This is a genomic window from Candidatus Leptofilum sp., from assembly GCF_965223285.1.
In the GTDB taxonomy this organism is placed as follows: domain Bacteria; phylum Chloroflexota; class Anaerolineae; order Promineifilales; family Promineifilaceae; genus Leptofilum.
In genome coordinates, this window is the sequence record NZ_OZ244997.1 from 3,616,209 (window position 1) to 3,631,711 (window position 15,503).

Consider the following 15,503-nt stretch of genomic DNA (forward strand, 5'->3'; position numbering starts at 1 on the left):
TTGCTACTCAAAATCAAAGTGAATTGGCTACCGCATTGCAAGGCACGCCCATTTTAACACATGGCCCTATTGATTCGTAGCAATTCACGAAGAAGAAGGGGCAAATTGCATACTCGGTTTTTCTTCCATGCGCGCGTAGGCACAAATACCCCTACTACCTATGAAAGGCCCGATGGGCCTATTTTTCAAGCCCAGTTGGGCTTCCACAACTAGCCGGATGGCTTTAGCCTCCGGCGATGCGGCGATATGCGATGACCCTACGAGGAGAAAAATTGGGGGCAAAATTATAGCAGCAAGATAAGCTGGGTGAGGTTGGTAACGCGGTGGACATTTGCTGGGAGGAAGTCGGGCTGCTGCCGCTCGTAGCGGTCAATCCAAACTCCACCAGCGTAGCCGCCGGGCTGTACGGCCGCTTTGGCATCCACCTCTAAATTATCCCCCACGTACAGACAGTTGGCCGGTTTCTGACGCAGCTTGCTTGCGGCTCGCTGGAAGATCGTTTTGCCCGGCTTGTGTACCCCCACTTCCTCGCTGATCGTAATTCGGGTTTGGGGGATGATGTCGCCCACAAGCTGCTCAATGGTGCTGCGTACGGAGGATGAGTGGTTAGAGAGGATGCCTAGCTTCAGGTTTCGGTCTTGCAATGCGCGCAGGGTAGGCCGCACATCATCGAACAAAAAGTGGGGCAATAACCCGTAGCCCGCATACACTTCGTAGGCAAATTCATAACTGTCGTCGGGATGGTTGAGGCGGCGCAGCAGCTCCCGGTACAGTCGGATAATCTCCCGCTTCTTTTGCGGCCTCAGTGACCCCATCATCTTGCCGCTGGCAATGTCTGCTTCCAGCGATTTTTGGGCGGCGGTGACGTCCGCCTCGGTGCAAACGACGCCATATTTTTGGAACAACGTGGTGGTGCGGGCCACATGGGAAACGTACAGCCCCAGCGAATATGCCAGCGTGAAATCCCAATCAAAGAGAACGGCCGTTACTGTCCCAACTTGCCGTGCGCTCTGCGATGAACTCATACATCAACCTTGCCTGAATGTGATCTATCATGACTTGCCATTGTACTTTTATGGACAAGGCGATGGCGTGAAGGTCACATCAAAACTGGCCTGAATGCTAATTTCCGTGGGAATTGGCGTGCATTTTCACGCAAAATTTGGGCAACTTGGCGACTGATTGGACCAGTTGCGATTGGAACCGAACAATTTAACGGGCAATACACTTAACTCACGCAAAGTCGCAAAGGAAAAACATGGTTCCTTTGCGACTTTGTATGAAATTTTTTCTACGGCGTCGGGGTGGCACTGGGGATGGCGGTTCCCGTAGGAACGGCCGTTCCCGTTGGCGTGCTCTCTGTGGTGGGCGTGGCGGTGCCAGTTGGCTCATTGGTGGGCGTTGCCGTAGGTGTCTGCGTTGGTGTGGCCGTTGAGGTAGCCGTCGGTGTGGCCGTTGGCGTTGGTTCCAGCAGCGTCACCGTCACCCGCTCTTCGGCGATGGCTCGATCTTCCTCCGGCGTGCTGGGATTATCCGGGCCAAACAGCAGCACGCGAATCGTCAGTGGCCCAGCGTAGCTCAGCGAAGATGTGTCCCACTCGGCCAGCAATCCGTTTTCCACACTCAAATCTTGCCGCTCCTGCACCAAGCCCCAGCCACCTGGATCGTTGCCAAAGCCGTACTCCACTTGGTAGCCACCAAAGCCCGGCGCACTCACCGAACCTCGAATTTCCACGGTATCAATAATCTCGCTGCCCGCCGCTGGCTGGCTAATCACAATTTGTGGGCGAGCTGTATTTGCATCGCACGATTGGGTTGGCGGCAGGCGCAGCGGCACGGCGATGTTGCGGCTGTTGGCCCATGCCTGGCCAGCGGACGACTCTTCCAGCCAATCCTGTGCTACCGTTTCCTCACGCGCATCCACGGTTTCGCCACCGCTTACGAGCAGGGTAAAGAAGCTGGCCGAGTACACATTCTCGGCGCAAAATTCATTGGCTTGCAAGCCTGTCCATAAATCTAGCTGCACTGCCTGAATGAAATCTTGCTCGCTGCTCAAAGGCGGCTGGTCTTCGGCAAAGCGCTCGATGCGGCGATCGATGCAGTCGTTGCCGGGGCGGGTGCCAGAATCGCTGCAAATCTCGATGTCTACCACGCTAGACGGCCGTACAAACTCCACCGGCTGCCTATTGGCCAAAAACTGCGTCATGAAGCTGTTCCAGATAGGCGAGGCCACACGCGTGCCGGACTGTCCCTCGCCGATTGGTTCATTATTGGTGTTGCCCACCCAAACGACCGTAACCACCTGCGGCGTGTACCCAATCGTCCAGCCATCCCGCACGTCAAACTGGTCGGTGCCAGACGTACCCGTTTTGGCCGCCACCCGATGGCCAGGGATGACCAACGTATTGTTCGTGCCAAACTCTGGCTGGCGGGCACTGTTGTCCGACAAAATATCGCTCAACAAAAAAGCGTGTTCTGGGCGCACCACCTGCGTCACCGCTGGATCGGGGGCCAGTTCCTGGAACAAGATTTCGCCTGCACTGTTTTCGATGCGGCGGATGGTGAACGGAGGCACAAAGTTGCCCTGATTGGCCAGCGTACCAAACGCGCCAGCCATCTCCAGTGGACTAATTTCGCCACCGCCCAGCGACAGTGCCAGGCCGTAATTGCGTGGCGCACTTTGCTCCACACAGCCCGGGTCTTGCAGCGAAGCCAGCCCAATTTTTTGCACATTGTCAATAAAGTTGCACACGCCCACAAACTCTAATGCTTTGACTGCCGGAATGTTGTAGGAGTTGCCCAGCGACGGCCGTAAGCGCAGCGGGCCATGAAATTCATTGTCGTAATTTTTGGGCTCATACGGTGGATTCGTGCCGTTGGGGAACGACGTTGGCACATCCCAAATTAGCGTCGCGGGCGTCCAGCCCTGCTCCATAGCAGAAAGGTATACAAATGGTTTAATGGTTGAACCGGGCTGACGAGGCGCCAGCGCCATGTTCACCTGGCCGCTAATTGCCTCATCGTCAAAATCGACGCTGCCCACCAACGCCAAAATCTCCCCGGTGGATGGCTCTAGCACCACCATCGCCGCATTATTGGCCCCGGCCGCGTTGATATTGGGGCGGGCGTTGGCCAGCGTCGTTTCCGCTAACTGTTGGGCGGTAGGGTCTAGCGTCGTGTGAATCCGCAGGCCGCCCCGATAAATATTTTGCGCCCCCAGCATCTCTTCCGCCTGCTGCAGCACCGTGATGCTGAAGTGAGGATAGGTGATTTCTCGCACGGGCGGCGTCATGTCGTAAATGAATGCGCCCGTTTCATTGAGAGCCGCCTGTGCTTCGGCGGTGGAGATATACTGCTCAGAAGCCATGAGCGTTAGCACTTCAGATTGGCGGCCTAGTGCCAGAAGCGGGGCCGTGTACGGGTCCCAACTGGCGGGGGATTGGGGCAATCCTGCCAGCAAAGAGGCTTCCGCCAGCGTCAAATCCGCCGCCGATTTGTCAAAATAGGTTTCGGCGGCCGCTTCAATGCCGTAGGCTAGATTGCCATAATAAATTTCGTTCAGGTAAATTTCCAGTATGGTGTCTTTTTCGTAGGTGTTAAACATCTCGGCCGCCAGGATAATTTCGCGCACTTTGCGGCGGAAGGTGCGCTCGGCGCGCTCCTCCTCATCCAGCAAGGTGGCGCGCACCACCTGCTGCGTGATGGTGCTGGCACCGGAGACGGCTTCGCCTTCCTGCGCGGCTTGCAAAATAGCGCGGGCGATGGCAATCGTATCGAAGCCGAAATTCTCGTAAAAGCGAGAATCCTCGGTAGCAATGGTGGCCTGGATGAGGTGTTCAGAGATTTGATCCAGCGGCACGCGGGTGCGGTTACCCACGTTGGGATCAGCCAGGGAGAGAAGTTCGTTGCCGTTGCGGTCATAAATGCGGGCCGTCTCAAAGGTGCTGACGCGATTTTCCAGCTCCGTAACAGGTGGCAAATCGCTGGCAATAACGCGGTAGCCAATGGCTAATCCCGCAGCGGTGAGGGCGAGTGCGACCACGCCCAGCATCAGGCTAATTACCACCCCGCGAATGAGACAGCCGCCCCAATTGCGCCGTCCGGGGGCTTGCCGCTTAGGACGCGGCTTGGGTTCTTGCCTGGGCATCACCACCTGTCCAGTAGGCTGCGCTTGGCGTTGTGGCCGTTTGGTCTGTGTAGCCTGGTCTGGCTGGCGGCGTGGCGGCTCCCGGCGAGGCCGCGGCTGGGTCGGGGTCGGGGCTTCGCGCCTGGGGCGCATCACGGTGCGCGGGTCGGGCTGGGCCGGTGGCTGCTGACGGGGATGAATTTGGGTGGGTAGTTCAGAAGGCGGCCGTTCCGGGGCAGGAATGGCTAAATCCGGCGATACTTCGGTGGCGTCGGGGTCTTCAACGGGCGGCCGTTCGATGGGGCGCAGCTTGGATGGGGTGAGTGGCAATGGCGCAGGTTTGGGCCGCGCTGGCTGGAGCGGAGGCAAATCGCCCGTGTCTTCATCGTCTGTGTTGGGGATGCCGATAGTGAGGGTTTGCTCGTCATCGGCGGGTTCGGTGGGGGCGTTTTCGGCAGCCACCTCTTCGCTAGCGGGAACGGCCGTATCCAATTCCTGTTCGGGCGAATCTGCGGCTGTTTGGGGTGTGATTGGTTGAGGCGGCCGTAGGTCTGGCCGCAGGACGATGGTTTCTGGCGTTTCTTCATCGCCCGCCTCTTCCATCAAATCAAACAGCGACACCGTGCCAAACGCTTCATCGTCGTTTGGTGGCGGCGTTGGTTTTGGGGTTTCTTCTGGCTCGTTGGGGGGCAACGGCCGTTCCTGTTCGTCACTCATTCGTTAAAAAAATCGCCTTTATCATGGACACTGTTTTGTATAAATCCCCAGACCCACCCTCACTGTTTAATAAACCTGCACACGGTAGTAACTTTTACATTACCCGATACGCTTGTAACATTACGAGGCGTACCCTGTAAGGTGGGGAGTCGAACCCCAAAGTCCCTCGACTTTACCAGGAGCCAATTTACCCAATTGGCGGGGTTTGTGCCCGCTTTTACCAAACAGCTACCAGCAAAACAGTTCCGTTAATCTATAAGGTCTGTCGTCCAATTTACTGCCTGAATTGCGGCATCCAACTCTCGATGCTCCCGCGCCAGGCTGTCGGCAGTTTGTTGTATTTCCGAAATATTGACCGTACTTACAAATTTGATTTCTGAACGCGTGAAACGGCCTTGCGTGATCGTGGCCGCCTTCGCTAAATCGCGATAAACGCCATGCTTCAATTTTAGTATGTCTCGCAAGGCCAAAGCGTCTGCAACTGTGGTTTCGTTATCCAAATATGTATTGACGTTCGTGCGATTGATTTTTTGAATGAGTGAAGATAGCGTGGCAGCCAGTTCTTCAAGTTCGTCGATTAGCTCAGCTGGTGATTCTCCAGGCTTATCGCCCTGCTGAACTTTGGCATTGTCAAGAAGCCGCTGTTTTAATTGTTCAATTCGCTTTTGGGCATCTGCACGTAAAATAAGTGCTTCTGCAAGTTTCATTGTATAGCTCCTCCCTAAGTCTACGAATTATTTTGGCTTTTGATCAGCATGACCCAATCGCCACGCTGTACCGCTTTGCCATGCTGGTTATAAACGGCGTACTTCATGTTTATGTTCCCGCCGCCCAATCTGCGCAGCGGTTTCGTCTCGGTGATTTTCAGCTCCACATGAACGGTATCGCCAATAAACACGGGCAAGCTAAATTTGGCACTCAGCTCCCGGAAGGCCAGTACGGTACCTTCGATAATGCCCGACTGCACGGCTAGCCCGGTGGCGATGGATTGCACCAGCAGCCCATGGGCAATGCGCTGGCCAAAGGTGTCTTTGGCGGCAAACTCAGCATCGGTATGAATCTGGTTATAGTCACCCGTCATTCCGGCAAAGTTGACAATGTCGGCTTCGGTGATGGTGCGTGCGGCCGTTATCAACTCCTGCCCCACTTCAAACTGTTCAAAGTAGCGACCCCGTGGTTGGTAAGTGAGTTTACTCATGCAAAAAACACTCCATAAAAATTCTGTTTGTTAGGCTTTTTTCTTACTATCGTCAAAACAGTGAAAGCAAACTGTATCTAGCGGAGGGGATTCCGTTGACGCAGCCAAGATTATCTCTGCATTTTTTAAATCATTGGCCGCTTTATCGAGCCACAGCAACGTGTGCTCTTTTGTTTTATCGCTCATATAAAACCCGTCCCTCAGTTAAGACGGTGTTTACAAATGTTTGCGGTACGTCGCGCCAACGTTCTACATCATCGTGGGTATAAAACAAAATGTCTTTTGGCGATGCAAACTGACTTAGCAATATGCGAATATCTAACCCGCGTTTATAACGTGGGAGGTTTTTTTCCCGGTCAGAGATGATAAGTAAATCAATGTCGCTTTCGTTGGTGGCGTTACCTCTTGCCCAAGAACCAAACAGAATGATTTTGTCGGGCTGATATTCACGTACAATACAATCTGTAATTAACTTAATCTCTGGATTTTCTTTCATCGGGTCACCTAAAAAAAGCCCTGACGCTGGTGTAAAAAGCGTTTTCCTGGAAAAGTAGGAGCTTATGGTTCATTCAATGCGGCTAGCTTTTCTGCTTCATCGGCCACGGTGAGGGCATCAATGAATTGGTCAATATCGCCATCCATGACGGCGGGCAGGTTATAGCTGCTCAGGCCAATGCGATGGTCGGTGACGCGCCCCTGTGGGTAGTTGTAGGTGCGGATTTTTTCACTGCGATCCCCCGTACCAATTTGTGACTTGCGGTCGGCGGCAACGGCCGTATTCTGCTTTTCTTCCTCAATTTCTTGCAACCTGGCCTGGATGATAGCAATACCCAACTGCTTGTTCTGCGTTAGGCTGCGCTCCGACTGAATTTTGACAAACATGCCGGTAGGAATGTGAACGACTCGTGCGGCCGTAGCGTTCTTTTGCATGTGTTGCCCACCCGGCCCGGAGGAAAAGGTCGCCGTAATCTCTAAATCCTTCGGGTCGATGGTAATGTCCACCTCATCCATCTCTGGCATGACGGCCACGGTGGCCGTGCTAGTGTGGATGCGCCCCTGCGACTCCGTTTGCGGCACGCGCTGCACCCGATGCACCCCGCTTTCATACTTAAAGCGTGAGTAGGCCCCCTTGCCCTTTACCGAAAAAATCACTTCTTTGTAGCCACCCACGCCTGTAGCATTTTCTTCCAAAATGGTCGGCTTCCATTTGCGGCCTTCGGCGTACCGCATGTACATGCGCAGCAGATCGGCGGCAAAAATACCAGCTTCATCGCCACCAGCTCCAGCCCGAATTTCCACGAAGACGTTGCGCTCGTCGCGCGGGTCTTTTGGCACCAGCAGGCGACGCATCTCGCCATCCAGCGATTCCAGGCGTGCTTCTAAATCCTTGACCTCTTCCTCCGCCAGCGTGGCCATTTCGCCCTCTTCTAGTTCAACAAGTTCGCGAGCGTCTGCCAACTCTTGCACAACGCGCTCATGCTCGCGGTATGCTTCCACCAATGGCTGCAAGTCGGAACGCTCCTGCGCCAGTTCGGTGAGCTTTACGTGGTCGGCCAACACAGCCGGGTCTGTCATTTGTCGCTCAATTTCGTCGTAGCGGGTGACGACTTGTTTAATCTTATCTAACATATGTTGAAAGGAGATTGGAGACTGGAGATTAGAGATTGGCGATGCTTTTAATCTCTAACTTCCAATCTCTACTCTCAATATTTCTCAAATAAGTAAATTTTGTTTTTGCGGGAGCTATTATAACGGATTATTGCAAACCACAGAAAGTAATTTGAATACCAGAGAACAATCTCTCTGTGGTTTGCTCAAGTAAAAGCCAAATTTGCGGTTAATCTAATGCATGATTCTTCTTGGCTTTTACAATTTGAGGTACGTCTCAAACCAGCGGAGCATGTGGTTGAGCCGCTCGATGCGGCGGTCTGTGCGGCCGGCGCGGGAGAGGCCGTGTGACTCTTCAGGAAAGAGCACCAGCTCAGTGTCTACCCCCAGCTTTTTGAGAGCGACAAAGACTTGCTCGCCCTGCTCGTGGTCGCAGCGGTAGTCGGCTTCGCTGTGGATGAGCAGCGTCGGTGTGGTGGCGTTGCCGATATAGGCGATAGGGGACTGCCGCCAATAATTTTCCAAATCATCCCAGGGGGCTTTTTCAGCACCAAACAGATATTCCGTTCCAATGTTCATGTCGCTGGAGCCGTAGAAGCTGATGAAGTTGCTAACCACGCGCTGGGCAACGGCCGCTTTGAACCGATTGGTCTTACCGATGATGAGGGTGGTCATGTAGCCGCCGTAGCTGCCGCCGGTGACGCCCATGCGTTTGGTATCGATGTAGGGCAACTTTTCTACATAGTCGGTCCAGGCCATCACGTCTTCAAAATCAACCGTACCCCAGCGATTGTAAATCGCTCCGGCAAAATCTTCACCATATCCTTGGCTGCCGCGTGGGTTGCTCCAGTAGACGACATACCCTTGGGCTGCCAGCAGGTGCAGTTCGTGGAAGTAGGCACGGCCGTATTGCGTTTGCGGGCCGCCATGAATTTCCAAAATGGAAGGGTATTTCTGGCTGGGATCAAAGTTGGGCGGGGTCATAATCCAGCCGTGCAGGTCGGTGCCATCTTTGGCTTTGAACCACACTTCTTCGATGTTGCCTCTTTCTAACTCGGCCAGGAGTTCCTGGTTGAAGCTGGTGAGGGTTTGGGTGGTGTCATCGGCCAAAGTGCGGGTGCAGACGCGGGCAGGGGCGGATAAATCGCCCCAAAGATAGGCGACGGTTTGTTGGGCGGCGTCCAGGCTGAAGCTGCCCACCAGTCCGGCGTCGTTGATGATGCGCTGGTAGCCAGGGTTGTCGGGATCGGTGCTGAAGGCGAGCAGGGGCTGGTTGCCTTTTTCGGTGGCCTGGATGTAAATGGTACGGCCGTCTACTGACCAGGTGGGCAAGGTTTGCGGCGTACCGCTACCCACGTCTGTTAGGGTAACAATGGACAGATGCAAATCTGTGTCTGCGGACAGGTTGCGTGGGGTGCCGCCCTCAATCGGGGCAACGTAGAGGCAGTCGTTTTGGTACCAACGCCCTTTTTGCTTGCGCCCCATGTAGGCAATCCAGTTGCCGTCAGGCGAAATGGTGTGATTGAATTTGCGCCCTTCGCGCGTGGGAATCAGCCTCATTTCGCCACCGTTGACCGATATGCTGTAAAGCTCAGTCTGATCCCAATTCATGTCTGGCTGGGGGTCGCGGTTGGAGATGAAGATGAGGGTACGGCCGTCTGGGGTCCATTGGGGTTGGGTTTCGCTAAATTGGTCGCCGTCGGTGAGCTGGGTGGCTTCACCGCTGGCAGCGTCAATGGTCCAGATATGCCACTTTTCGGCTGGCGTGTAGCCACCGCCGTCAAACTTGTAATCGAGCGTGGTGATGTGGCGGCTAACCACCCCCAACTTCTTTTTCTGCTCATCCTTTTCTCGCTCGATGGCGTCGGCGTCTTTTTTGCGGAACTGGGTAACAAATCTGGTGCCGTCTGGCGACCAAACAAAGCCAGCAAAACTCCCTTCCATTTTGCTTACCGGGCGGGCTTCCCCACCGTCGATGGGAATGATGTAAATTTGGAACTGTTTTTCATCTTTGCGGTTGGAGAGGAAGGCAAGGGAACGGCCGTCTGGCGACCAGCGTGGGTGGGTGTCTGTGTGATCTCCGTAGGTAAATTGGCGAGCAGGGCGGCTGCCGTCGGTGGAGACGACCCACAGGTTTGTGAATTTCTTCTCCGTTTTGCGGTCTACGCGGGTCAGGCCAAAAATGATCTGTGTGCCATCGGGGGAAATTTGCGGGTCAGAAACAAGTTCAAGTTTGTATAAATCATCGGCGGCAATTGGCCGTTTTTGTGCTTGAGACATGGTACCTCCATAAAATCAGTGGGCAGTAGACAGTATTCAGTGATCAGTAAACGGTGAATAGTGACCACCGATTATTGAAGACTGATTACAGATTACTGAATTGGGAAATGATAACGCGGCGCGGTCGGGTCTGCCAGCGTAAACCTGTTTATTCAGCGGGGAGTTGGTAGGCAGGCAAGATAAAGCTAAATCTGCTGCCCTTACCTATTTCGCTTTCAACATCCACTTCGCCCCCCAGCTTTTCTATGATGCGCCGCACAATAGAAAGACCCAATCCGTGCCCGGTTACACGCACCTGGCTTAGTTGGGTAAATGGCGTAAACAGTTGATGATGTTTTTCGGGATCAACACCTTGTCCGTTGTCCTGCACCCAGAATTTGATACGGCCGTCCGTCAAAATATCGCTACCTAATTCAATTTTGGGCGGTTTGCCGCCATACTTTAGGCCATTGCCAATGTAATTCTCCCACACTTCCTCAATCCACGGCGCATACCCACTGGCCACGGGCCAAGATTCAGGCAAGATGAGGCGCACATTGTATTTCTGCATGGTAAAGCGCAGCCGATCTAACGCGCCGAGCACAATCTCCGTCATATCTAGCGGATGCATTTCCACATCTCGCTTGCGCACGCTGGAAAGCACTAGTAGCTCCTGGATGATGTTGCTCATGCGGTGCGCGTTTTGCACAAGCAAGTCTAAGGCACGCGCCTGCTCCTCTGCGGCGATCTCATCGCCAGTAGATTTTAGCAAATCGGCAAAACCTACCACCAACGCTAGTGGGTTCTGCAAATCGTGGGCCACGGTGTGGTCGAAAGCGGCCAGCTCGGCATTTTGCGTCTTCAAATCATCCATTTTGCTGCGTAAGGTTTGGATGAGTTGGGCATTGTCAATGGCAATGGCGGCTGAGGCAGCCAACATTTGGGCATAGCTGAGGTCTTGTGATTGGAAACGGCCGTTCTTCTTGTTCACAACTTCCAGCACGCCTAGCACCCGGTTGCGCAGGTGAATGGGTACTGCCAGGATGGAGTTGGTAATAAAACCGCTGTTACTGTCGATGTGGGGATAGAAACGGCCGTCTGATGGGGCATCAGATACAATCGTGCCTTCATTATTCTTGGCCACCCAGCCTACGATCCCGTTCCCTGAATGAACCGACTGCCCCAGCAAAAGCTGCTCCGTACCAGGATGAAATGCTGCGCGACAAATCAACTTCTCCTGATTTTCATCTTCCCACAGCCAAACAGAGCTGCCAATGGCACTAATAATCTGTACAGTCACTTGCAGCAGGCGATCCAGCACTTCGTCAATATCCAGCGTCGCCGTGAGTATTTGGCTAGCCCGGTTTAATAACAATAGCTCCCGATTATGGCGCGCCAATATCGCCATATTTTTCTCCCGATCCGTTACATTGGCCGGATTTGAGACTGGGATAATGGTAAGCAGCAATCGATTGATCAGCTCAGGGAAGGGCTCAATTTGCAGATCAAAAACCTGGTCTGGATTTGGGTTTTGGGCAAAGGACACATTTGGGTACGTAAAAACAGCACCCGATCGCTCTAACTGCTCAAAAATATGTTGCTGGCGTGGTTCAAGCTGTGGGAATAGGTCGAAAAAGTTGGTGCCAATCAGTTCTTCACTTTTTACACAGGCCCATTGGCGTAATTCAGGCGAATAACTCAGGATATTGAGTGCTGTATCTAACGTGGCGTGGACAATGACCCTTTTGTTTTGTTCGGTTGCTGCGCGCTCGATTTCTTGATACATGGTTAATCAAAATTCTTCATATTAAAATGATTTGCCAATATCATTATTATTTTCTGGCTCAGTCAGGCAAAATGAAACCGAGAATTTACCAAGGACCATTCCTCATCATCTTAGCATGGTTTTTGGCACGTGAGACTTCTTTTTTGGTCGAAAAAATGGTTCTTTAGAACCATTGCGCTATGTCCAAATCCCAAATGCGGATGATTTTGTCTTTTTCGCCCAGAGTGGCAAGGGCAGGTTGGCTTGGGTGGAATGCAAGCCCAGAGAAGGCAAACTTGGAGTGTGGCTCTTCAAGGATGGCAACAGGTTCCCACCTGTCTGTGCGCCAAATACAAACGGTACTGTCGGCTGATTTGGTTGCCAGCAGTCGGCCATCAGCAGAGAAAGATACGGCCGTTACTGATTTGTCATGGTCGTCTAGATGCGTGATTGGCTCCCCGTTGAGGTGCCAGAGGCGCACATCACCATCGTGGGAGGCGGAAGCAAACTGTTGTCCATCGGGCGACAGGGTAAGGTCCAATATTTCGCCACGATGCCCATCAAGCGTTAGCCGAGTTTGCCCACTTTCCAAATCCCACAGCTTAATGCGGCCGTCGGCTGCACCAGACAGAAGCGTTTGGCTATCTGCCGTAACCGCCAGGCAACCAATACGCCCTTTGTGGCCTACAAGCACCTTCTCTTCCGTGTCATCGGCCAGGTTCCAAACGCGAATGGTTTCATCGTATGCGCCAGAAAGCGCAAAACGGCCGTCTGGCGTGGCGGCCACAGCGTAAATGTAATCTGAGTGGCCACGCAGGGTGCGCGAGCGGTTCTCGCCGGACATATCCCACACTTTTAGCGCATTTTTAGAGGCAGAAATCGCCAAACGGCCGTCGGCAGTAATGACAACCGTAAAGACCGAGCCACTGTAGCCGTAAAGCTCCCGAATTTGTTCGCCAGTCTCCGCATCCCAAATGCGGACAGTTTGATCATAGGAAGCAGACGCCAGCCGTGTGCCTTCTGGAGACCAGGCAATGCGTGTAATGGCTCGGTTGTTTGCCTTGAGCTTGTGCCGGAGCGTGAACCCGGGCGGACTTGCTTGGGCTTTCATTGTCACTCCTGTGTGCGATGTCTGTTGAGGAAGCAGTCCGATAAAAGTCGGTTGTTACTGTAAATCACAAAAAGTGCTTTGATGAAAATTGAGCCGCAAAATTGTGATTTACTTGAGCAAACCACATAGAAATCGCCTTTCGTTTTTCAAACTACTTTCTGTGGTTTGCTACGCTACCAATAAAGAATAAACCAATACGGCCGTTGCCCCACCGAAAAGGGAAGACAAAAAGTTTACCACATCATTATTCATCCATCCCCATCCACGCAGGGGGCGTGTGGGTTGGCCACAATGCACCTTTTTTTCTGTCTCTTTGTCGCAAATATCACAATAATAAATTTGCTGAACAGTGGCACCCAAAAAACTGTCGCAAAGAGAGCCTACCAGGCCACCAATGCCGCTAATAACTGTTAAGCTCACCAGATTCATTTGTCCGAGCAATCCGGCAACGAACCCAATCAGTAATCCGCCCACAAAAGAAACGGCCGTGCCAAAAGGAGAAATGCCGCCAGATGTACCTACAGGCACAACGTTGCCGGTAGTAATAAGCCGAGGAGGGCGTTTGCTAAGTGTACCCAATTCCGTTGCCCACGTATCGGCCGTAACCGTACCCATAATCCCCAAAAAAACGGGCAACCACCAGTGAGAAGGAAACACCCCGTGCAGCAGGGCAACCAAAGCTCCACCGCCACCGTTGGCCATCACTTGCCCAAAATCACGCCGATGCCCTTTGTCAAATTTTTCGGCCACGGCTTGCTTCTCCTGTTCTTTATAGTGAGAGAGCAAACTGGCCGTTATAAAAAACAGGGCCAATAGAACGCCCCACACCCAGCCACCCAAGCCATAAATAATGGTGCCAACCAGAAGCGCGCCAGCCACCCCAGAGGGGGCCAAAGAACCACGCCAGTAAGCTAAGGCAGCTACCAAGCCACTAAGGAAAAAAGCAAGAACAAGCTGATCGATCATGGAAGTTCCAAAAAACTGAGTTAGTTTACCAAAGCCATCCCCAATTGTGAAGAGCCGCACTGGTTCGTGTTGCCACAGGCAGTTCTGTTGGCCATCAGAAAAAGGTAACTTTTCCGGCAGCTAAAAGTCATATTTCGCCCACTTTTCAGCTTCAGCTATTTACCAGAGCAACTTCAATTTTGTACACTGTGTTCACACTTGCCACAGGCAGAATCTCCAAAGTTGGGCAGGCATCGTTCACTCTTTGCCACTCAGAAAACGAGCTTGCTGCTAACATTGTCTCTCCTCTCGTTTTATCTGCCATCTACTAAGTGCACTGCCATGCTGGCACCTTCCCAATATTTCCTCTATACAAAAGGAGTCTGATTCACCATGACAGAAAATCTGAATCCATTTGCAATTGCTCAAGCCCAGTTGGACAAAGCCGCCGAAATTTTGCAGCTTGACCCAAGTATGCACGCCTTCTTACGTGAACCTATGCGCGAGTTCCATTTCACAATTCCTGTTCGGATGGATGATGGCACAACACAGGTCTTTAAGGGATACCGGGTACAGTACAACGATGCCCGTGGCCCCAACAAAGGCGGTTTACGTTTTCATTGGGAGGAAACAATTGATACCGTCCGCGCATTGGCAGCGTGGATGACCTGGAAAACGGCCGTTGTGGATATTCCTCTTGGTGGCGGCAAAGGTGGGGTTGTTTGTGATCCGCGCAATTTCACTGACTCTGAATTAGAGCGACTTTCCAGAGGCTATATGCGGGCAGTCGCCAGTCATGTGGGACTGTTTCAGGATGTACCCGCTCCAGATGTGTACACCCACCCGCGCATCATGGCCTGGATGATGGACGAGTATGAAACCATCACCAGCAAACGCGAGCCTGGGGTCATCACCGGGAAACCGCTCGAGCTAGGCGGATCAGCAGGTCGGGGCGATGCCACCGCTCGAGGTGGTATCTACACTGTTCGAGAAGCTGCTAAAGCACTAGACATTAATGTGGAAGGCGCGACGGCCGCTATTCAAGGGTACGGCAACGCTGGTACGTTTGCCCATCTGCTCGCCGAGGAAATTCTAGGGTTGAAGATTGTTGCAGTTAGCGATTCACGTGGCGGTATCTACAATCCACAAGGCCTAAAAGCAAAAGAGACAATGCAGCTCAAAGCTGAAACCGGGTCTGTTACCAACGCCCAGGGCGTTGATCAGATAACTAATGAAGAACTGCTCGAACTGGATGTTGATGTCCTCTTCCCCTCCGCACTAGAAAACGTCATCACGTCACGCAATGCTGCCAACATCAAGGCCAATATGATTGCTGAGTTGGCCAACGGCCCCACCACGCCCAATGCCGACGACGTACTCCACGCGAACAATGTGTACGTGATTCCTGACTTCTTGTGTAATGCCGGTGGGGTGACGGTAAGCTACTTTGAAATGGTGCAAAATGCGTACCAATATTACTGGCCGGAAGAAATGGTTCACGAACGCCTCGACCAAAAGATGACCAAAGCATATTGGGACGTCCACCAAATGGCGGCGCAAAAGAAAGTCAACAATCGAGTGGCGGCGTACTTAGTGGCCGTGGACCGAGTGGCTCAGGCTGTACAGCTTCGCGGTTGGGTTTAAGATAGTTAAGCACGAAAAAATTGAATCGCTCAGATATGTAAATCAGAAAAAGAAATTTGATGTAAGATGATCCGCAAAATAGTGGTTTGCTCAAGTAAAAGCCAAATTTACGCTCAATCTAATCCAAGAT

Annotated in this window: 11 protein-coding genes; 1 reads left to right on the top strand and 10 read right to left on the bottom strand. The window is 52.8% G+C overall.

Annotated features, from left to right (window positions below; all coding sequences use genetic code 11):
- Positions 1 to 284: 284 nt before the first annotated feature.
- The 10 genes from ACOQPU_RS16290 to ACOQPU_RS16335 all read right to left on the bottom strand — a co-directional run bounded on the left by ACOQPU_RS16290 (position 285) and on the right by ACOQPU_RS16335 (position 13,750).
- Positions 285 to 1,025 carry an HAD family hydrolase gene (locus tag ACOQPU_RS16290; protein WP_420640889.1) on the bottom strand — a complete coding sequence of 247 codons (741 nt, stop codon included), beginning with the start codon at positions 1,023 to 1,025 and terminating at the stop codon, positions 285 to 287.
- Between the two features lie 266 nt (positions 1,026 to 1,291).
- Positions 1,292 to 4,843, bottom strand: a complete 3,552-nt coding sequence (locus ACOQPU_RS16295; protein ID WP_420640890.1) for a PBP1A family penicillin-binding protein — start codon at positions 4,841 to 4,843, stop codon at positions 1,292 to 1,294.
- 248 nt (positions 4,844 to 5,091) lie between these two features.
- Complete coding sequence (locus ACOQPU_RS16300; protein ID WP_420640891.1) at positions 5,092 to 5,550, bottom strand: DIP1984 family protein; 459 nt, start codon at positions 5,548 to 5,550, stop codon at positions 5,092 to 5,094.
- Between the two features lie 20 nt (positions 5,551 to 5,570).
- Positions 5,571 to 6,041, bottom strand: a complete 471-nt coding sequence (locus tag ACOQPU_RS16305) for a MaoC/PaaZ C-terminal domain-containing protein (protein ID WP_420640892.1) — start codon at positions 6,039 to 6,041, stop codon at positions 5,571 to 5,573.
- A gap of 175 nt (positions 6,042 to 6,216) precedes the next feature.
- Positions 6,217 to 6,537, bottom strand: coding sequence for a nucleotidyltransferase domain-containing protein (locus ACOQPU_RS16310; RefSeq protein WP_420640893.1), 321 nt, complete (start codon positions 6,535 to 6,537; stop codon positions 6,217 to 6,219).
- 62 nt (positions 6,538 to 6,599) lie between these two features.
- Positions 6,600 to 7,670: a peptide chain release factor 1 gene (prfA, locus tag ACOQPU_RS16315; RefSeq protein WP_420640894.1), complete on the bottom strand. Its 1,071-nt coding sequence runs from the start codon at positions 7,668 to 7,670 to the stop codon at positions 6,600 to 6,602.
- 237 nt (positions 7,671 to 7,907) lie between these two features.
- On the bottom strand, positions 7,908 to 9,929 hold the full coding sequence (locus ACOQPU_RS16320; RefSeq protein ID WP_420640895.1) for a S9 family peptidase: 2,022 nt from the start codon (positions 9,927 to 9,929) through the stop codon (positions 7,908 to 7,910).
- Between the two features lie 148 nt (positions 9,930 to 10,077).
- Positions 10,078 to 11,694 carry a sensor histidine kinase gene (locus ACOQPU_RS16325; protein WP_420640896.1) on the bottom strand — a complete coding sequence of 539 codons (1,617 nt, stop codon included), beginning with the start codon at positions 11,692 to 11,694 and terminating at the stop codon, positions 10,078 to 10,080.
- 163 nt (positions 11,695 to 11,857) lie between these two features.
- A complete protein-coding gene (locus ACOQPU_RS16330) occupies positions 11,858 to 12,784 on the bottom strand; it encodes a WD40 repeat domain-containing protein (RefSeq protein WP_420640897.1) in 927 nt (308 codons plus the stop codon).
- A 168-nt stretch (positions 12,785 to 12,952) separates the two neighbouring features.
- Positions 12,953 to 13,750 (bottom strand): DUF92 domain-containing protein, encoded by a 798-nt coding sequence (locus ACOQPU_RS16335; protein ID WP_420640898.1) that lies wholly within the window; start codon positions 13,748 to 13,750, stop codon positions 12,953 to 12,955.
- Between the two features lie 372 nt (positions 13,751 to 14,122).
- Between ACOQPU_RS16335 and ACOQPU_RS16340 the strand changes: the two genes are divergently transcribed.
- Positions 14,123 to 15,373, top strand: coding sequence for a Glu/Leu/Phe/Val family dehydrogenase (locus ACOQPU_RS16340; RefSeq protein WP_420640899.1), 1,251 nt, complete (start codon positions 14,123 to 14,125; stop codon positions 15,371 to 15,373).
- Positions 15,374 to 15,503: the final 130 nt, after the last annotated feature.